19 protein-coding genes, 1 tRNA gene, 1 pseudogene and 1 other annotated feature are annotated in these 19,238 nt (G+C 39.1%); of the genes and pseudogenes, 5 read left to right on the top strand and 16 right to left on the bottom strand.

Annotated elements, in window-relative coordinates; translation table 11 throughout:
- Positions 1–96: 96 nt before the first annotated feature.
- Positions 97–1,272: an aminotransferase class I/II-fold pyridoxal phosphate-dependent enzyme gene (locus BUB92_RS02900; RefSeq protein ID WP_073089716.1), complete on the bottom strand. Its 1,176-nt coding sequence runs from the start codon at positions 1,270–1,272 to the stop codon at positions 97–99.
- Complete coding sequence (locus tag BUB92_RS02895; RefSeq protein ID WP_084728293.1) at positions 1,269–1,757, bottom strand: Lrp/AsnC family transcriptional regulator; 489 nt, start codon at positions 1,755–1,757, stop codon at positions 1,269–1,271. Before BUB92_RS02895 ends, BUB92_RS02900 begins: the two co-directional genes overlap by 4 nt.
- 57 nt (positions 1,758–1,814) lie before the next feature.
- Positions 1,815–2,014: a binding site (T-box leader), on the bottom strand.
- A 215-nt stretch (positions 2,015–2,229) separates the two neighbouring features.
- On the opposite strand from BUB92_RS02895, the gene BUB92_RS02890 reads away from it, so the two are divergent.
- Positions 2,230–2,466, top strand: coding sequence for a hypothetical protein (locus tag BUB92_RS02890; RefSeq protein ID WP_073089714.1), 237 nt, complete (start codon positions 2,230–2,232; stop codon positions 2,464–2,466).
- Between the two features lies 1 nt (position 2,467).
- Here BUB92_RS02890 and BUB92_RS02885 read toward each other — a convergent pair whose 3' ends face one another.
- From BUB92_RS02885 to BUB92_RS02860, 7 genes are all read right to left on the bottom strand, one after another.
- Entirely contained in the window at positions 2,468–4,138 is a 1,671-nt protein-coding gene (locus BUB92_RS02885; protein WP_073089712.1) for an ABC1 kinase family protein, read from the bottom strand.
- Positions 4,139–4,204: 66 nt separating this feature from the next.
- Positions 4,205–4,498, bottom strand: a complete 294-nt coding sequence (locus tag BUB92_RS02880; RefSeq protein WP_073089710.1) for a phasin family protein — start codon at positions 4,496–4,498, stop codon at positions 4,205–4,207.
- Positions 4,499–4,638: 140 nt separating this feature from the next.
- Positions 4,639–4,714, bottom strand: a tRNA-Lys gene (locus BUB92_RS02875).
- A 66-nt stretch (positions 4,715–4,780) separates the two neighbouring features.
- The gene (locus BUB92_RS02870) at positions 4,781–5,404 is read right to left on the bottom strand and encodes a peptidoglycan recognition protein family protein (protein ID WP_073089708.1); all 624 of its coding nucleotides are present in this window, start codon (positions 5,402–5,404) and stop codon (positions 4,781–4,783) included.
- A 172-nt stretch (positions 5,405–5,576) separates the two neighbouring features.
- Positions 5,577–5,723, bottom strand: coding sequence for a hypothetical protein (locus BUB92_RS11500; protein ID WP_159432297.1), 147 nt, complete (start codon positions 5,721–5,723; stop codon positions 5,577–5,579).
- 150 nt (positions 5,724–5,873) lie between these two features.
- Entirely contained in the window at positions 5,874–6,716 is an 843-nt protein-coding gene (locus BUB92_RS02865) for an Mrp/NBP35 family ATP-binding protein (protein WP_073089706.1), read from the bottom strand.
- Positions 6,717–6,811: 95 nt separating this feature from the next.
- Positions 6,812–7,255, bottom strand: coding sequence for a PPC domain-containing DNA-binding protein (locus tag BUB92_RS02860; RefSeq protein ID WP_073089704.1), 444 nt, complete (start codon positions 7,253–7,255; stop codon positions 6,812–6,814).
- A 172-nt stretch (positions 7,256–7,427) separates the two neighbouring features.
- On the opposite strand from BUB92_RS02860, the gene BUB92_RS02855 reads away from it, so the two are divergent.
- The 3 genes from BUB92_RS02855 to BUB92_RS02845 all read left to right on the top strand — a co-directional run bounded on the left by BUB92_RS02855 (position 7,428) and on the right by BUB92_RS02845 (position 11,690).
- A complete protein-coding gene (locus BUB92_RS02855; protein WP_073089702.1) occupies positions 7,428–8,015 on the top strand; it encodes an RNA polymerase sigma factor in 588 nt (195 codons plus the stop codon).
- Positions 8,005–8,940, top strand: a complete 936-nt coding sequence (locus BUB92_RS02850) for an anti-sigma factor family protein (RefSeq protein ID WP_073089700.1) — start codon at positions 8,005–8,007, stop codon at positions 8,938–8,940. Before BUB92_RS02855 ends, BUB92_RS02850 begins: the two co-directional genes overlap by 11 nt.
- Before the next feature lie 104 nt (positions 8,941–9,044).
- Positions 9,045–11,690: a PAS domain S-box protein gene (locus BUB92_RS02845; RefSeq protein WP_073089698.1), complete on the top strand. Its 2,646-nt coding sequence runs from the start codon at positions 9,045–9,047 to the stop codon at positions 11,688–11,690.
- A 27-nt stretch (positions 11,691–11,717) separates the two neighbouring features.
- Here the strand turns inward: BUB92_RS02845 and fusA are convergent, their stop codons facing one another.
- The 4 genes from fusA to dut form a co-directional block, all read right to left on the bottom strand.
- Positions 11,718–13,736, bottom strand: coding sequence for an elongation factor G (fusA, locus tag BUB92_RS02840; protein ID WP_073089696.1), 2,019 nt, complete (start codon positions 13,734–13,736; stop codon positions 11,718–11,720).
- Between the two features lie 333 nt (positions 13,737–14,069).
- Entirely contained in the window at positions 14,070–14,873 is an 804-nt protein-coding gene (locus BUB92_RS02835) for an enoyl-CoA hydratase/isomerase family protein (RefSeq protein ID WP_341372068.1), read from the bottom strand.
- Positions 14,874–14,945: 72 nt separating this feature from the next.
- Complete coding sequence (locus BUB92_RS02830) at positions 14,946–15,500, bottom strand: isochorismatase family protein (protein WP_073089694.1); 555 nt, start codon at positions 15,498–15,500, stop codon at positions 14,946–14,948.
- Positions 15,501–15,653: 153 nt separating this feature from the next.
- On the bottom strand, positions 15,654–16,040 hold the full coding sequence (dut, locus tag BUB92_RS02825; protein ID WP_073089692.1) for a dUTP diphosphatase: 387 nt from the start codon (positions 16,038–16,040) through the stop codon (positions 15,654–15,656).
- A 200-nt stretch (positions 16,041–16,240) separates the two neighbouring features.
- Between dut and BUB92_RS02820 the strand changes: the two genes are divergently transcribed.
- A complete protein-coding gene (locus BUB92_RS02820) occupies positions 16,241–17,440 on the top strand; it encodes an S-layer homology domain-containing protein (protein WP_073089690.1) in 1,200 nt (399 codons plus the stop codon).
- Positions 17,441–17,486: 46 nt separating this feature from the next.
- Here the strand turns inward: BUB92_RS02820 and BUB92_RS02815 are convergent, their stop codons facing one another.
- The 3 genes and pseudogenes from BUB92_RS02815 to BUB92_RS02805 form a co-directional block, all read right to left on the bottom strand.
- Complete coding sequence (locus tag BUB92_RS02815) at positions 17,487–18,251, bottom strand: amino acid ABC transporter ATP-binding protein (protein ID WP_073089688.1); 765 nt, start codon at positions 18,249–18,251, stop codon at positions 17,487–17,489.
- Between the two features lie 12 nt (positions 18,252–18,263).
- Positions 18,264–18,914, bottom strand: a complete 651-nt coding sequence (locus tag BUB92_RS02810; protein WP_073089687.1) for an amino acid ABC transporter permease — start codon at positions 18,912–18,914, stop codon at positions 18,264–18,266.
- A gap of 105 nt (positions 18,915–19,019) precedes the next feature.
- A pseudogene (locus BUB92_RS02805) lies at positions 19,020–19,238 on the bottom strand (IS4 family transposase); the annotation flags it as partial.

Raw genomic sequence — 19,238 nt, 5'->3', positions numbered from 1 at the left:
GGCTCCGTAATTCCTGCATTTAATTATCGTATAATTCATGCCTTATTTTATGCTATTCGCGATATTTCAGCACTTTTTCTGTGCATAAATGGCAAATTATCCTTTTCTATGTCGAGCTAGAAAATTCCCCATCCTTTCAATAGCTATCTCGATATTTTTTATGCTGGCAGCATAACAGCATCTTATATGTCCTTCACCATTGGCACCAAAAGCATTTCCCGGCACTACGGCTACTTTTTCTTCCATAAGGAGTTTTTCGCAGAACTCTTCACTGCTCATACCCGAAATTTTTATCGAAGGGAAAGCATAAAAAGCCCCTTTCGGTTCAAAACAATCCAGGCCTATTTCTTTAAAGCCGGAAAGGATTATTTTGCGGCGATTATTGTAGTCATCCACCATGCGGCGCATCTCGGACTCTCCATGTCTTAAAGCTTCAATGGCTGCCATCTGGCTCATTATAGGAGCACACATAATAGTATATTGATGAATCTTGGTCATAGCCGCAATAATGTCAGGATGTCCGCAGGCATACCCTATGCGCCAGCCGGTCATGGCATAAGCTTTGGAAAAACCGTTGAGCACAATAGTCCTGTCCCTCATACCGGGAAGGGAAGCTATGGAAACATGTCCGCCATTATAGGTAAGTTCCGCATAAATTTCATCAGAGATAACGATGAGGTCATTTTTTATAATTAAGTCTCTCAATTTTTCCAGATCTTCCTTTTCCATTATCCCTCCGGTAGGATTGTTGGGATAAGCTAAAATAAGTATTTTACTTCGGGGAGTGATATATTTCTCCAGCACTTCTGGTTTAAGTCTGTACTCATCTTCAAAATAAGTAGGAACAGAAACTGCTTTGCCATAAGCAAGGACAGTTCCCGGCGCATAAGATACAAAAGAAGGCTCCGGAACCAGCACCTCATCGCCAGGATTTAATAAAGCCCTCAAGGCTAAATCTACCGCTTCACTTACCCCGATAGTTATCAGTATTTCCCTTTGCGGCGAATACTCAACTCCAATCTTTTTCTTCATATAATTGGCTATCTCTTCTCTAAGCTCTAAAAGTCCGCTATTGGAAGTATACATCGTATATCCTTTCTCCAGAGCATAGAAACAAGCTTCTCTTATATGCCAGGGAGTAACAAAGTCAGGTTCTCCTACTCCTAAAGAAATAACCCCTTTGGTTTGGGTCACCAGATCGAAAAATCTTCGTATCCCGGAAGGGGGAATAGATTTAACCGTATCGGCCAGATAATTCTGCATACTGTTCATGGGCTTACCACCAACCTTTTATCTTCTTCTGGCTCTTCAAAAATAAAATCATCTTGTTTATAGCGTTTGAGCACAAAATGAGTAACTGTGCTCTGTACCTGCTCCAAGGTAGAAAGGCGGTGGGAAACAAACCAGGCAATATCTTTCATGGTTTCCCCGGTTACCACTACAGAAAGATCATAAGTTCCGCTCATCAGATATACACATCTTACCTCGGGGAAGCGGCATATACGCTCGGCCACCTTTTCAAACCCTACTTCCCTTTCCGGGGTAACTTTCACATCAATCATAGCCGTAACTCCATCTTCCCCCAGGCGTTCCCAGTTTATCACCGTGCTGTACCCTAAAATAATCTTTTCTCTTTCCAGCCTTTCTATAATATCCCTGATTTTCCCCTCATCTTCGTCCAGTATAGTAGCAATTAACTTGGGGCTCATTTTGGCATCCTTTTCTAAAAGCTTTAAAATCTTCTTCTCTAGCTCCATACTTCTATCCCCCTTCATGGAAAATATTGTAATATTAAAAGCTCCCATCCCTTCACCACAAGGGACGAGAGCTTTACTCCCGCGGTACCACCCTAATTGGCATTCAATGCCCACTCCATTCTGATAACGGCAAAAACCGTCCGGCTTAATTCACCGGCGCTCGCAGGTGGCCTTCACTATATAACTGTTACCGGTTTCCAGCTACCCCGGCTCTCTGGAAACAGCCATATAGCTACTCTTCTGCTCATCGCTTTTTCCTTTTCAATTGCTATAATCCTAACATAATAATTTTGTCCCCGTCAATATATGCTTATAAATAGTTATTTCTAAAGGTCATAAATAATGTTTATAAATGTTTTTATTTCTAGCCTTTCACTCGGTACTAAATTTACCCAAAAATAACAATCTTTTTTGGCACTATTTCTCATCCCTGGGCATATTATTTTTTAGATTTTTATAAGGAGGCATCATAATGTATACTGCTCTCCATCTGAGTGCAGAAGAAAGAGAAATCGCCCGCCGCGTCGATAACTATTTTAAAACTCCCCACATGAATTTCCGGGATAAGGTGTTTAATGCTTTATTAATTGCCCAGCATGAATTGGAAAGCCATCATTTTTCTACGGAAGATGAGAAACTGAAGATTATATATTTTAGAAACACTCTCTACAGCCTGCTTAAAAAGCTGGATTCCGCAAATATGAGATGAATCAATACTTTCCGCTTTTTAATATAGAATAAGCCAGGACAAAACCTAAAATAACAGCTATACTAAAACCTAATTCTACCAGAGGTATGCGGTTTAAAAGCGCACTGCCTGCTTTATCTACCACCAGAGAAGTACCGATTATTATACTGGCCAGGATTATGGCCAGAGACAGCCGGTTAGACATTATATCAATACGTTCCGCCAATTTTCTAATATTAGTATGCTCCATTTTAATCTGCAGCTGTCCTTCACTTATAGTTTTTAAAATATTCTCCATATCGCGCGGGAGTGATTTAAATAAACTTCCATAATCAATAGCCAGATCTTCTACATTTTGTTTGAGGCGTGCAGGAGAAAATTTGCGCAAAATAAGTTTTTTGCCGTAAGGTTCGGCAATATCAACTATACTGATCTGGGGATCAAGCTGCGTTATTAAACCTTCAAGGGTCATAAGCATCTTAACCATTAAGGATAACTCAGCAGGAAGCCGCATCTGATATTTAACCGAAAGTTCGACTAACTCTCCTAAAGCTTCTCCCACATTGATATTAGACAGAGGCAAGCCATAGTATTTTTGCTGCAGTTTAGATACATCCCGCCTTAATTCTTCCTGGTTTACATACTGGCTGCCTATGCCTATATCCAGCAAAGCCCGGGTAACTCCATGGGTATCATAACGCATCATATTTATAATAAGGTTCATGCCTTTTTCTTTTAAAACATCATCAATAATCCCTACCTGACCGAAATCATAAAAAATAATTTTTTCCCCCTCGGCAATTGCCAGATTGCCGGGATGGGGATCAGCATGAAAAAAACCGTGATCCCATATCTGTTTAAAAAGAGCATCGACTAAATTCTGGGCAATCTTTCGCGTATCCAGACCTGCCTGTTTAAGCTTTATGAATTCTGATATTTTTATGCCTTCAAGATACTGCATAGTTAAAATGCGGCTGGAAGAATATTCCCAGTATATCCTGGGAATAAGGACATTTTTATCCCGCTGAAAATTTTGGTAAAACTTATCTGCATTTAAAGCCTCTTTGCGAAAATCAAGCTCATTCAAAAGAGCTTCACTCAATTCATCTACTATTTCGGTTATTTTATAAAGTCTACCCCAGGAAGTCCTCTTTTCCAAAACCGCGCTTATCTCCCGCAGTATTTCCAGATCAGTTTCTATTATCTTCCTTATGCCAGGTCTCTGTACCTTGAGTATTACTTTTTCTCCATTTTTCAACACGGCTTCATGTACCTGGGCAATAGAAGCGGCAGCTAAAGGCTGGGGATTAAAATAGATAAAATCCTCCTCAATATCAATTCCTTCTTCCTGACATATACTGCGCAAGACATCAAAAGGAAAGGGAGGCACATTATTCTGCAGTTTTTCCAGTTCTTTTATGTATTCCTTGTTCAAAATATCTGGACGGGTGCTTAAGAGCTGGCCTAATTTTATATAGGTAGGACCTAAATCCTCAAAAAGGTGGCGCAGTCTCTTAGGGCCAGTTGTAAAATGGGATTCTCTACGGGGAAATATGCTTTTACGGCCTAATCTTTTTTGATTCAAAATATCAACAATAAATCCAAAACCATGTTTAATCAGAATATTAACTATCTCCCGGTATCGGGGAACATGTTTTAAATGATTTACATTTTTACCCCGCTTATTAAGCATAAGAAATCACCTCTAACTAGCAAAGCTTATCACCGCCGAAAGTCTGGCAGTGATAAGCCGGCAGGTTTATTGCAAGCGGTCTTCCAGAGCTTTTATCCTGGCTTCTAGAGCTTCTAATTCTGCTTTAGTAGCTACGGCAACATCATTTTTGAGGTTAAAAAATTCCTCTCTTATCATTCTGCGCAAAGCCTCTTTTTCTTCTTCTCCCTTTTTAAGTGCTTCATCGATAAATTGTTTGGCTTCTTCCTTGCTCATCTCTCCTCTTTCCACCAGTTCGTTTATTAATTTCTCCGCTTTTTCTCTGGTGATGCTCATGGCGCCAAGTCCGAAATAAAAAGCTTTCTTAAGCAAACTTTCCATGTTTGTCCCTCCTAAAAGCAAATTAAAATTAGCTTACTTACTATATTATGCTCTATTTTAAACTTTCATACAAATATTAGAAAGCATATAAAACTAAAAAAACCCGCACTTTTTAGCACGGGTTTCATAATCTTTATATATGGTGGGCCATGAAGGAATCGAACCTTCAACCTTCTGATTAAGAGTCAGCTGCTCTGCCAGTTGAGCTAATGGCCCTTGGACAATATGAATTATAACTCTTGCTCAGCTAAAAATCAAGCCTTTTTAGGTTATATTTTCAACTCATTTGCCATCCTTTAATTTTAATAAATTCAAAGCTACAGCCAGCACAAACCACTTGGGGGCTATTTCATCCGGGTCATGATCTATAGTTATCAAGCCTTTATCTTTAGCCTCCCTGATGATATCTAATTTCCAGCTCCCTTTACTTCCAGCATGGGAATCTACATTCTTATTCTCCTCTTTAATCTTTCTTTTCACCTCCTCCAGAGGAAAAAGTTTTCCCGGACAAGAAGTGGCTATAACATCCCGATGTCCTATAATCTGTAATTCTCCATATCTCTTTATAAGGTCCCTAATAAGCCAGACCAGCGCTTCCATCTGCTTCTCAGTCGGTCTAACTATCTCGAAATTTCCTGCCAGAGCTATCCCGATACTATCACTATTGCCCTCGGGCCCGGCATGGGCACCGATTACATTTTCTGGCCTTCCTCTCTCAACAGTTCCATCCTGGCGAATCAAATAGTGATAACCTATACCTGCCCATCCCTGATTCAGGTGCCAGGTGTGCACAGTTTCTGCTGCTACATCACCAGGGGTGGCTGTATGATGGATAATAATCCGATTCGTCCTCGTTCTAGGTTTAAGCGGCCCATTAAATTTTAAACCCGTCTCTTTAATCTGCATCCTTATTCCCTCCTCTCCTATCATATAATCTATTTAAACCCCCAGCTTAAAGTTCCAATATATAAGCCCATAAAAAAGAAAAGCTGTTTTTTAAGGAAAATCATCCTTAAAAAACAGCTTTTTTTGTCTTAATCTCTATAAGATTTGGGGAGAAAATATCTTTCCCTATTTATTATTTAGCCAGTTCATCAGCCAGTGCTTTGCTCTTCTCGGATAAAATACGGGCCAAATCAGCTGCATCTTTATTTTTACCCAGGATTAAAGTAGAAGCAAGTTCCGCAAAAAGTTTTTTAAGTTCCATAAAAAGCTGATTAACCATTCTATCTACCCCCAATCACCATGCTGTCTGATGATGGAATAACAATTATGTATTTTTTTATTTTAATATATTTAAGTGCTTTATTCAATAATATTTTTTACTTAAAAAGAAGCAAGCCTGGCGGGAATATAAAGCAGGCTCAGTCAAGCTTTACGGCAGCTTAGCTATTATTTTCTCCACCACAGCATCAATTTGGGGAGATACATATTCTTCAATCCTTCCCTCATCTATCAGCAGGTTGAGTTTGGCATCCCAGGGAAGAGCACCTAAATAATCAATGCCCATTTCTTTAGCTATATTTTCCCCTTGAGATTCCCCGAATATATTAATCTTTTCCCCGCAATGAGGACATACAGCATAGCTCATATTTTCCAATAATCCTAATATGGGAGCATTCATTTTTTTGGCCATCTTTATAGTTTTTTTAACTACCATAAAAGCTAAATCCTGAGGGGAAGATACAATAACTATACCGTTTACAGGTAAAGACTGCATTACCGTAAGAGGAACATCGCCCGTTCCTGGAGGTAAATCAACTACCATATAGTCTAAATCCTGCCAGTCCACTTCCCCCCAAAATTGATTAACGGCTCCGGCTAAAAGGGGACCTCGCCAGATCACAGGGTCATCCTCATGGGGAAGGAAAAAATTAATAGACATGACTTTTATGCCAGATCTGCTCTGAGGAGGAATTATCCCAAACTGACTAGCTTTTAAACCTTCCCTGTTATCTATCCCCAATGCTTTGGGTTGACTGGGGCCTGTAATATCAGCATCCAAAACCCCAACCTTTTTCCCTTTTTTAGCCAGACTAGAAGCTATAAGTCCGGTTACCGAAGATTTACCTACTCCCCCTTTACCGCTCATTACGGCAATTACGTTTCTGATGTCATTAAAAGCACCCAGCAAGCTTTTATCGGGACTTTCTCCACATTTTTCCGGTGATGAATTGCATCCTGCCTGGGATGGACAAGTTTTACATTGATCTGCCATTATTCCTCTCCTCTCTTCACTAATGCTGCTTTATTAATATTTATACACCTGTTTAGGCCTGCTGACAAGATAATTGTGCATATGCTCATTTTAATTTATTTATTGAAGGTGAGCAAATTGATCTGCATCTCTTCATTAAAAGCTCGCATAGAGCGCAGTCCATTGAGTTCCAGGATTACTGCTTCGATGGTAAGATAAACTTCGGCATCTTTGCGCAAACACCCTACCCTTACTTTGTCTTCACGTCCGACTGCTACATGCATATGCAGGGATGGCTTTTTATCTTCACCTTTAAATAAGGTTCCTATACCCAATACCTCCCTGCCATCCGTAAAGGTAAAAGGCAATCCCAGCGGGGGAATAGTACATTCCTGCGGTCCTACTACCATATGGCCGCTTTGCAAAGCGCCTAGTATAACAACTAGAGCCGAGGAAATATTTTTATTTTCGGCTAAAGCCTTCAATTCTTTTATTATATCATCTCCATGCTCAAAATTGACTACAAAAACCCTGCCTATTTGTCCTTCCTGGTATTTCATATTCTACCTCCAGAAATTATAATTAGGAATAGCATGGCAATAAGGGAACTTTTATTATTATAATTTATATGGTTATTATACACAATTCAGCCTTTATTATCATGTTAAAAACCTGTAAGAAAATATTTTAATCTTGCGTAAAAATTATTGCACAGGTTAGGAGCTGATCATATTGCTTAGCGATGAAACCCTGGTTCTTCGCCTTAGGGATGGTGAAATTACAGCCTTTGAAGAGCTGGTCAATAGATACAAAAACAAGGTCTTTGCCCTGGTTTATCGCATGGTAGGAGATTATCAGGAAGCAGAAGACATAACCCAGGAAGTTTTTTTAAATATCTACACTAAAATCAACCAGTTTGATAGCGAAAAAAAATTTGCTCCCTGGCTTTACCGCATAGCGACTAATACAGCCATAAGCCACCTGCGCAAGAATAAAAACCGCAACCATTTAAATTTCGATGAAGTTTTTTCCGGACTGTACAGCAGTTTGCAAGCTTCCTGGGACGTAGTAGACCCTTTACTGAATATGGAAAGAGTAGAATTAAAGGAAGAAATAAATAAGGCCTTAAGCAAGTTGCCTGAAAACTACAGGATAATTATCCTGCTGCGCTATCAGCTGGAACTGAACAATCAAGAAATTGCGCAAATTCTCAACCTGAAAAAAGAAAATGTAGAAGTAAAAGTACATAGGGCTCGCAAAGCCCTGCGCAAAATACTTGAGGAACAGCAAACCGGAAAGGGGGTAAAGCATGAACTGTAAGGAAGTAAATGAATTATTACTTGATTATGTGGAAGGTAATCTGCCCCCTTATTTAAAAAACGAACTGAAAACCCATTTAGAAAACTGTATAAGGTGTCAAAAAATCCTGGCCTTAACTGAACTGGAAAACTCTTTATTAAAGGATACTTCAGATATTCCAGAACTTGATGAAGAATTTACCCGGCAAGTGATGAAAAAAATCGCGCTTTTGCCTGCTCCTTTGCCTCAGAGGGCAGTAATTAAAAAATTTATCTCTACCCTTGCAGCTTTAGCTGCCTGTTTGCTCGTGGCTTTTATGTTGCACTATGCTCCATGGACACCTGATAAAGAAAACAACATAAAAGATGTTCGTATGGCCATGGACCCTAAGGGAACAGCCTATTTGTCAAAAGCTGATTCTTTAAAAAGCCAGGAGGGAGCAAAATATTTTCACGAAGATACATCATCTAAAATATCCGCCCCGGCTCCCAAAGAGGGAGAAGCTTTTTCTGCCGCCTCTACCGGAGATAACTCTACTGTTTATTCTGGAGGGAAAGAAGAGGTAAAGATGTCATCAGCAAAATCAGGGCAGAAAATAAATCCGGAAAATTATTCGGTCATAACCGATATAAAAATAGCCGGATTGCCTGCGGATTATGTATTACAAACAAGCAGGCAGATTGATGAAAACAGAGTACAGTATGTTTACACCAACCATAACCAAAATACAATTACCATAGAAATTAGCCTTCCCTATGCTGAAGATAAAATGGCAGCGAAAAATTTTATGTCTGCAGATACCTTACAGGAAAAAAGCAGCCAGACTATTTCCCTAACTGATGTCAAAAGTCTGGAAGATAAAGCATATAAGGTAACCATAACTGCTGACCTGCCTGCAGAGGAATTAAACCAGCTGCTCAGCAGTATAGAGCTGGTCAAAAATTAATTGCCTGTATGAAAGTTGCTTTCTACAAGGGTTTTTCTTTGACAGAGAACCCTTGTTTTTTTATTATAATTACAGAGATAAAAAATAAGTAAGCGGAGGATTTTATGAACGGCTATCCGGATTACAATTATCTTATATCTACAACCGCTATGCTTTATGAGTCAGAACAAAAGTATCAGCGTCTGGTGGAAAACGCCATGTTTGGCCTGGTTATATTCGATATGAATAATATTTATTTTTCCAATAAATATATAACGGAAAATTTAGGCTATACTTCCGAAGACTTCTGGAAAAACAATTTAAGCATATGGGACCTTTTAACTCCTGAATACCGCAAAAATTTTTATCCGGTAGCCCAAAAATACTTCACTACCCAAAAGCCATACAGCCAGAGATTTATCAGTGAACTCATATGCAAAAATGGAGAAGTCCGCACTTTTGAAGTAGCCGTTTCCTCCATAAGCTATAACGGCCAGTATGCTTTTCAGGGCAATTTTATTGATATAACCCATTTTATTGCCGCCCAGAAAAAAATGGAAGAAAAAACTGTTCTGCTCCAAAAAATAGAAAAAAAGAACCGTATCCTGGTGGAAAAATTAAATGATGGGTTTCTTTTCGTAAATACCGGCTTTAAAATAACTCAGCTCAATCCGGCTTTAGCCCGCATGTTAGAATACAAACCCGAAGAGCTGGAAGGCAAATGCCTTTTAGAGCTGGCTGCTTATCCTAGAGATGTAATCGCTCTCCTCATAGGCATGAAAAAAAGAATGAATCTGGTTATTGACAGCTATGAGCTAAACCTGCGCACTAAATCGGGCCGAGTTATCCCTACTTATATATCCCCTTCGCCTTTTATCGAAGATAATAAAGTAGTAGGCTGTTTTGCTACAATACAAGATTTAAGTGCCATAAAAGAAACTGAAAACAAGCTGGCTTATCAGGCTCACATATTAGCCAATCTTTCCGAAGGTATTTTAATCACAGATGAACAAGGAATATTAACCTACATAAACAAAGGAGCACAAAATATTCTCCATATAAACAGCAATTCTTTCCTCAACCAGCACATATATAAACTTATGGAAGCCTTTGAGGTGAGTATTGATGAAAACGAACTTTTCTCCCACTTAAATCAAAATAATAGTCCCTGGCAAAAAGAGATAGGCTTTTATAATTTAAATAAAGAACAAATCTTTGTCCGTATATCAGTAACGCGGATGAAAGATATCTATAATAATTTTAAAGGACTGATTATCGTCATCTCAGACCTTACTGAAATTATCAAAGCTAAAAAAGCAGCTGAAGCTGCCAACCTGGCCAAGACCAACTTTTTAGCCAATGTAAGCCATGATATTCGTACTCCTATGATCGGCATCATGGGAGCTGCTGATCTTTTAAGTCAAGAAAAACTATCTCCTTATCAAGCTGAGCTGGTGCAAACTATAAAACAGTGTGGAGAACAGCTTTTGGAACTCATAAATGATATACTTGATCTTTCCCGCATTGAAGCTGGATATGCTCTAGGCAGAAAAAAAACTTTTAAACTGCCCCAGGTGATAAACGAATGCATTCAGACAGTATACGGCAAGCTTCCTGAAGAGATAGCCTTACATACTCATATCGATCCTGATGTTCCTTTAAATTTAGTAGGAGATCCCTTACAGTTAAGAAGAATAATTCTTAATTTGCTCAGCAACGCTATAAAGTTTACTACCCAGGGGGAAATAGAGGTTAAAGTACAAGTCTATAAAGAACCTTCTAATTCCCGTGATGATATAGTATATTTGCTTTTCTCGGTCCGCGATACAGGTATAGGCATACCCGAAGACAAGCTCCATACCATATTCGAAGCCTTTGAAAAGATAGACCCCTATTCCTCATCTGGTACTGGGTTGGGCCTCACTATATGCAAACAGCTGACAAAAAATATGGGTGGAGATATATGGGTAGAAAGCGTTTGGGGAAAAGGTTCTACATTTAGTTTCTATCTGCCTTTTTATAAAGCTAAAGAGGATGAAAATAAAACCGGTGAAGCTAGTGCCTATAGTACTAAAAATTCCCCATCTTCTGAACAGACTAAATCAATACTTTTAGTAGAAGATAATGATGTTAATCGCAAAATTTTATCCTACATGCTGTATAATGCGGGATATGCTGTTACGGCAGTGGAAAATGGAATTAAATGTTTAGAAATTTTACAGCAAAAAAAATTTGACCTTATAATAATGGATATGCAGATGCCTATACTTGATGGATACGAGACATGTAAGCGCATAAGGCAGGATTACCATGATAATACTCCTATCCTCGCTCTTACCGCCTATGCTATGGAGGGTGATGAAGCCAGGTGTCTGGAAGCGGGATGTAATTATTACCTGTCCAAACCTGTTTCTTCGCATAAGATATATGATAAGCTCAAGCAAATTTTTGCTCAGGAAAGCAGCCTGCATCCTGATGAAAAAACCTTCTGGTCAGCCAATACCCTTATTAAAAACCTTATTCCCGAATTTATAAACAGTCTAAATGATTTGATGCTGGGAATGAAAATAAGTCTGGAAGCAGAAGATGCTAAACAGCTTGCCAGCATCGCTCATGACATAAAAGGCAGTGCCGGCCTGTACGGATTTCATAATCTTGCCAACCTGGCCTCAGAAATCTACAGAGAAGCTCTTAATAATAATATAGATAAAATAAAAATTATATATAAAGAAATGTTGCAAAATATAGAACAAATAAAGCAGCTTTTATGAAATCCCATAAAAGCTGCTTTATTTACATTAATTTTCCAGCCTTCTCTCTTCATAGTGAGAGAATTCCATAGAGAAACCAGCTCTACCCTGAGTAAGAGAGCGCAACACCGTAGAATAGCCAAACATTTCGGCTAGCGGAACATAAGCCCTTATAATTTGCGTATTGTTTTCCATTTCCATGTTTTCTAAACGGCCTCTGCGGTTGTTTATATTGCTTATTATATTACCGGTAAATTCATCCGGAGTTGTAACTTCGAGTTTCATTATAGGTTCTAACAGCTTAGGCTGCGCCTTCTTGAGGCATTCCTTCATAGCCATCATGCCGGCTGTCTTGAAAGCCATTTCCGAAGAGTCTACTTCATGGTAGGAGCCATCAAGCAAGGTTACCTTAACATTTACTACCGGATAACCTTTTAATACTCCTTCTTCCATAGCCTGTTTTACACCTGCTTCCACAGCCGGTATATATTCTTTGGGGATAACTCCTCCCACAATCTTGCTTTCAAAAGCATAGCCTTCATAAGGTTCTACCTGGAGCACTACATGCCCGTACTGTCCTTTACCGCCTGTCTGTTTTACATATTTGGTTTCATGCTGAGCGGTAGCCCCTATAGTTTCCCGATATGCTACCTGGGGCTGCCCTACATTAAAGTCAACTTTAAATTCTTTAGCCAGACGGTCAGTTATTATTTCTAAATGCAGCTCTCCCATACCGGCAATCAGAGTCTGCCCGGTTTCTTTATCATAAGATATTTTAAAAGTCGGGTCTTCAGCGGCAATTTTGTTCAGGGCTTCCCCTAGTTTAGCCTGATCAGCCTGAGTCTTAGGCTCAATGGCTATCTGGATAACCGGTTCCGGGAAATCGATAGCTTCCAGCCATACCGGCCTTTCTTCGGTACACAAGGTATCACCTGTACTTACATCTTTAAGGCCGATAAAAGCCACAATATCGCCGGCACTCGCTTTTTCAATTTCCTCACGATGGTTGGCATGCATCTTTACCAAACGGCCTATCCGTTCCTTTTTCCCCTTACTGCTGTTATAAACATAGCTTCCGGCATTTACAGTTCCTGAATAGATACGAGCAAAAGCCAATTTACCTACGTGCCTGTCGGTAATAATCTTAAAAATCAAGGCCGTAAAAGGTTCAGAAGGATCGGCGATAATTTCTATTTCTTCATTGCTGTCAACCAGGGTGCCGATCGCCGGTTTAATATCAAGCGGTGAAGGCAAGTAATTTATTACCGCATCCAGTAAAACCTGTACTCCTATATTCCTGTAAGAGCTTCCGCAGAGAACCGGAATCATATTGCCATTTATCGTATTTTTGCGGATAACTTCGATGATCATATCTTCCGGTATCTCTTCTCCGCCAAAATACATTTCTAAAAGCTCTTCATCTGTCTCAGCTACCGCTTCTATCATAGACAGACGCCAGGTATCAGCTTCTTCTTTATACTCGGCGGGAATTTCCGCTTCTCTTATCTCGGTTCCAAAGTCACCTTCAAAGGTGATATATTTCATCCTGATTAAATCGATTATACCGGTAAAGTCATCTCCTACAAATACCGGAATAGTAACTACCAGGGGATTAGCACCTAATCTGGTTTTTATTTGATCAACTACCCGGTAAAAATCTGCCCCTATAGCATCCATTTTATTAACATAAGCTATACGAGGAACCCTGTATTTATCGGCCTGTCTCCAAACGGTTTCTGACTGCGGTTCTACCCCGCCTTTGGCACAGAATATAACTACTGCACCATCTAAGACTCTAAGGCTTCTTTCCACTTCAGCTGTAAAGTCCACATGTCCCGGAGTATCAATAATGTTTATGGCATGTCCTTTCCAGATACATTTGGTGGCAGCCGAAGTTATAGTTATTCCTCTTTCCCTTTCGGCTTCCAGGTAGTCCATAACACTTTGCCCATCATGGGTTTCGCCTAATTTATGCGTTAATCCTGTATAAAAAAGAATTCGCTCCGTAGTCGTTGTCTTCCCGGCATCAATATGGGCTATTATCCCGATATTCCGAAGTTCTTTCATTTGCTAACTCACTCCTTCAATAACCAAAAAATTAACGGCATTCTTTGTTAGTAATGCCGATAACATCTATTTCTACAATTATCTTTAAAATTTATTAAACTTAATCCAAAAGGGCACCCAATGTAGAATTATATGTTGGTTATGTTTTTTTGTCAAACATAAATTTCATAATTTCTGGCCATAATTTTTTTACGCGAATTATATACGCTTTTAAAACGGGAAACACTTTTTTATAGCTTCTCCATCTTGAGCCAGATTAATTCCCGCGCGCAAAAAATACCTCGGTAACAAAAAAGCGGAAGCCAGCACTTCCGCCTGCCAGTTTAAAATTATTTATCTCCCTTTAAAAACAGGTTTGCGTTTCTGGAAGAAAGCATCAATCCCTTCATTCTGGTCTTCAGTCCCGCAACAGAAAGTTGACTGAGCCTGTTCGAAGAGCAATCCAGCTGCTACACTGCTCTCATCAGCAACATTGATGCCCTTTTTGGCAAAGCGTACCGCCACCGGCGGCAAATTGGCAATGCGTTTGGCCATCTTCATAGTTCTTTCTTCTAATTCTTCCCTGTCCACCAGTATTTCAATAAGCCCGATTTGCCAGGCTTCTTCGGCACTTATTTCATCACAGCCAATTATAAGGCGTTTGGCCTGGCCTACACCTACCAAACGGGTAAGCCTTACCGTGCCCCCCATATCCGGTGACAGCCCAAACCTGACTTCAGGAATGGAAAAGCGCGCATCGCGTGATGCAATCCTTATATCACATCCTAAAATCAATTCCATAGCCGAACCATAACAAAGTCCGTGCACCGAAGCAATAACTGGTATGGGCATTTCCTGCCATCTTCCATAAAGCCTCTGCAGCCAGGCTAAATTATCCATGATAAACTGGGAATCGATTTCTCTGAGCAGTTTCAGATCAACACCAGCGGAAAAATGAGGGCCATTAGCCCTTATGACTACTACCCGCAAACTTTTATCACTATCTATCTCTTCCTGAATTTCATAAAGTTCTTTAAAGAACGCCTGGGTAACGATATTCATAGTTTCCGGTTTATTGAAAGTTATTATACCGATATTATCCTGTTTAGCATAGGTTATAGAATCACCATAAGCCACTATACATACCCCCAGATGCAAAAATTTCCCTCTCATAAATACTATAATGCCTAACAGAATATATTGTCAATTGAAATTCCAATAAAAAAATTTTTATTTCAAAAGCGGGGATATAGCCTTAAATTCCGGAGTGCCAGAAAACTTGAGCAGATCAAATATTATGGTTTCGGTATTGGTTATAATGCCTCCTGCTTCGCGCATAAGCTGAAGCCCATTTTCGTGATTAATATCAAACCTTGAACATACAGCATCTTTAGCTACATGTACAAAATAGCCATCTTCGCAAAGGTCTCGTACCGTTTGATAAACACAAACATGGGTTTCGCTTCCCGCAACTAAAATATATTTTTTAGCTAGACGGCTTAAAATCTGGCGCAGTTCCTCGGTACAAGCCGTAAAGCTCATCTTTTCCAGATATTCATAAGGATAATCCCCCAAAGCATTTTTTATATCTTCACAGGTAGGCCCCAGGCCTTTGGGATACTGTTCAGTTAATATTACAGGTATATTCAAAGTTTTGGCCGTTTCAATAAGCAGCCTGGTATTTTTAAAAACCTTTTCCCTATCTTTCATAACCTTCATCAGTTTTTCCTGCAGGTCAATAATAAGTAAAACCACCTTTTCTCTTTCCAATCTTAATCTGGTCAAAATCCATCTTCCTTTCTCCTTAAATTTTGTTAATATAAAAATTCAGCTATTTTATTAAATAATAAAATAGCTGAAAAAAGATTTGGCTTCTTGAATTTAAATTATATATGTTATATAATTTAAATGTTGTGTGTCATCTTAGTATAAGGTTGATTATTTTTGCACAAAGTTAGCTTGTACCACAGGACTTATAACCATTTGGGCTACTTTCTGTCCGGGAACTATTTTTACCGGCTTGTCATTAACATTTAAAAGCAGTATGTTGATCTCCCCTGTATGTTCAGGGTCAATAGTTCCCGGCGCATTAGCCACTATTATCCCTTTGCGGGCCATGCCTGCTCTGCTTCTTATCTGCGCTTCATATCCATCCGGAAGTTTTATAGCTATACCCGTAGGGAAGCTTTTTACTTCATTGGGATATAAGACTACTTCTTCGGTTATTGCCAGGCTTATATCGCATCCGGCTGCATTTTTAGTTTCGTATTCGGGAATCTTGGCCCATTCTACTAGTTTTTTGAATTGTACGTCTACCTTGTCCATTGTTATTACCTCCCAACTCTTATTTTATTAAGTATCTATATTTAAGAATTCTAGCTTCCCCCCTTTACTTCCTCTTATTTTATAAATATTTTTTAAGTTCAGCCCGCAAAAAATAAAAAAATCTCCTGCCTTTTTAACCTAACAGTCTATATATAATCTGCTAAAATAATAGTATATTTTATCCCGGGGGAGGTAATACTTTGCTGCATTTTAAAAAATACCTCATCATCGCCATTATTTTGCTGTTGCTTCTGACACCTTCTTTCTCTGTTAATGCTGCCCAGTTCAGGGACATACAAAACCACTGGGCTGAACCTTATATAAGCTATATGGCTGCCAACAGCTATATAAGCGGCTATCCGGATGGCACTTTCAGGCCGGAAAACCATATAACCAGGGTAGAGTTCCTGAGCATACTCCTCAACTGTATCCAGCAAAAACCTGCTTATACCAGTAAATACAGTACGTCATGGACAGATATGATAATTGAAGAAGCTTCTTATCAAGGGATAATAGATTTAAGCGCATATCCTTATAAACTAAAACCTTATGAACTGCTGACACGGGGCGAAGCTGCCTTTCTTATAGCTAAAGCCTTAAATATACCTCCTGATTACAGTCAGGTTCCTTTCAGAGATGCCGATATCATAAATAAAAATCCCTATAAACCATATATAAAAGCTGTCTATGAGCAGGGGATCATAAACGGCTATCCCACAGGAGAATTTAGGCCTTATGATAAAATTACCCGTGCCCAGGCTGCAGTAATGTTAAAAAAACTAGGTGATAGATATGTTTTTACCTCCGTCTCTTCCTATAACCAGAAAAAATACAAATATATTACTACCTTACAATTTGACGGGTATAAATATAACCCTGACTATGTTTCCCTATATATAAACCGGGAATCTACCTCATATACCGCAGGGGACATGAAGATAATAGATGAATACAATTTTTATCTAGGAGGCCAAAAATATAACCTGAATTCCGAGCGTATTGGCATAGCTTTACAAGATGGTGTCTACGCGGTGAAAAAAATAATCCTGTCCAGGACCGGAAATACCCTGCTTATTGATTCTTCACCCTATATGAGGAATAAAATCTGGCAGGATATAAGCTTATCTGACATATATTCCATATATGACAATGAAGGTTACAGAGTTGCCGGTGAAGACCTGCAATACCTGAAATTAAGAATAAATGGCCGCAGTACCATCTATTATCTGGATGAAATTAAAATTAATGTTGACGAAAAGTATATAGAAATAAAGGGAAATAGATATGATGTGAAAGATATAAAAATCATATATAAGAAAAAATACTCCTCTAGCGAATATGAATATACCCTAAGGGATATTTACACCAGAAACAACCAGCTGGTCTTTGACTGTTATTAAGACAAACAGCTTACTTGCAAACTATTCTGCAAGTAAGCTGTTTTTTTCAAATCCTTAAAACCTTGCTTAAAAACTCCCGGGTTCTCTCATTTTTAGGATTATCTATAACCTCTTTCGCTATTCCCTCTTCGACAATTATGCCATTATCCATAAAAATTACCCGGTTAGCAACTTCCCGTGCAAATCCTATCTCATGAGTTACTACAATCATCGTCATGTGTTCCAATGCCAGATCCTTCATTACTTTTAAAACTTCTCCTGTAAGCTCGGGATCGAGAGCCGAGGTAGGCTCATCAAAACACATGATATCAGGGTTCATGGCTAAAGCTCGGGCAATAGCAACCCTCTGCTGCTGCCCGCCTGATAATTCAAAAGGATAATTATTAGCTTTCTTCTTCAGTCCTACTTTTTCCAATAATTCCAGGGCTTTCTTTTCCGCTTCCTCTCTGGGCACCTTGTTTACAAGCATAGGAGCCAGTATAAGGTTTTCCAGTACCGACTTATGAGGGAATAAATTGAAATTTTGAAATACCATCCCCATCTTCCGCCTTATCAAGGCAATCCTATTTTCATCACTGTAAACTGCCTTACCATCCGGGCCATTCTGGACCATTATTTCTCCCTCTACTTCAATCATACCTTTATCAATAGTCTCCAGACGGTTCAAGCAGCGCAAAAATGTACTTTTCCCTGAACCTGAAGGGCCTATTATAGCAACTACTTCTCCCTTTTCTACAGTTAAGGATACTCCTTTTAAAACCTTCAGATGTCCAAAATTCTTGTATATATCTAATGCCCTTATCATATACATACATGTCCGCTCCTAACGGTAATAATCAAATTTGTGTTCCACCCATTTAAAGAACTGCTGTACTATCGCTGTCATAAACAGATAAAATACTGCCGCAATAATAAAAGGAACAAAAGTTTCATCTCTCATTACTGCCGTTTTAGCCACTCTCAATAATTCGCTTATAGCTAAAACATATATGAGGGCTGAATCTTTAACCAGATTTATGACTTCATTGCCAATAGGAGGTATAACCCGCTTAAATACCTGAGGCAATATAATGTTAGTCATAGTTTGAAAACGCGTCAAACCTAAAACATCTGCTGCCTCATATTGCCCCTTATCAATAGACTGAATACCTGCTCTAATAATCTCGGCAATATAAGCCGCATAATTAAGCACAAACGCCAATACCGCCGCGGGAAAACGCTCCAGCCTTATACCTACCGTCATCAGTCCAAAATAAATAAACAAAAGCTGTAAAAGCAGAGGTGTTCCGCGAAAAAGCCAGACATAAAATTCCATAAACCAGGCCAGAGGCTTGAAATGAGAAAGACGAGCTATTCCCATAACTGTTCCCAAAGGGAGGCTCATCACTAAAGTGAGGAAAAACAAGGTCAAGGTAACCTTCCAGCCTTCCAGCATGGGTGGTAAAATTTTTAATACATACTCAAAATGTTCCATAACTATCTCCCTGCTATCCTGATACATTATTATTGTTAAACAAAGCTAATTTCATAATTACAGGCTAACAGTACAAAAATACTGTTAGCCCGCTTTATTAATAACTCAAATTTCGCAGTTTAAAACAGGCATCAAAGCCCTAATGTATGCTGGTTGACCAGCAATCCAATATCGAACTTGACACAAAATTTCTGCGTATAAATCCTGGGGAATTTTTTTGCGTAGTTCGGCAATAAAAAGCAAAAGATACCGTATGGCGGTCTGGTAGTCAATATCCTGTACCTCATCGCATAACAAATAGAATATTTCTCCGTAACTACGTGA

The sequence above is a fragment of the Thermosyntropha lipolytica DSM 11003 genome (genome assembly GCF_900129805.1).
In the GTDB taxonomy this organism is placed as follows: domain Bacteria; phylum Bacillota; class Syntrophomonadia; order Syntrophomonadales; family Syntrophomonadaceae; genus Thermosyntropha; species Thermosyntropha lipolytica.
The sequence above is the reverse complement of the archived record's forward strand: the minus strand, read 5'-3'. Positions and strand labels throughout refer to the sequence as shown.